The sequence below is a fragment of the Nocardia spongicola genome (assembly GCF_047200775.1).
In the GTDB taxonomy this organism is placed as follows: domain Bacteria; phylum Actinomycetota; class Actinomycetes; order Mycobacteriales; family Mycobacteriaceae; genus Nocardia.
Map to the genome: position 1 here is coordinate 1 of NZ_JBJZOO010000077.1, position 367 is coordinate 367.

Consider the following 367-nt stretch of genomic DNA (forward strand, 5'->3'; position numbering starts at 1 on the left):
TCCGACGGGGGTGCCGGTGCCGTGGGCTTCGAAATACGTCACCTCGTTGGGGGTGATCCCGGCGCGTTGGGTGACTTCTTTGGCAAGTTGTTCTTGTAGGTCGGCGTTGGGGACGGTGATGGCGGTGGTGCGGCCGTCCTGATTGGAGCCGGTGGCTTTGACCACGGCGTAGATGCGGTCGCCATCGCGTTGGGCGGCGTCGAGTTTCTTCAGTACCACCATCCCGACGCCTTCACCGCGGCCGTAGCCGTCGGCGGAAGCGTCGAAGGCTTTGCTGCGCCCGTCGGTGGCAAGGAACCCACCTTTACACATCGTGACGAAGGTTTCCGGCTGCATCATCACGTTCACCCCACCCGCGATAGCCATC

Annotated in this window: 1 protein-coding gene; it reads right to left on the bottom strand. The window is 63.5% G+C overall.

What is annotated here, in order from left to right; genetic code table 11:
- On the bottom strand, window positions 1-367 hold a 367-nt coding region (locus tag ACL02S_RS24275), incomplete at both ends, for a beta-ketoacyl [acyl carrier protein] synthase domain-containing protein (protein WP_412804810.1).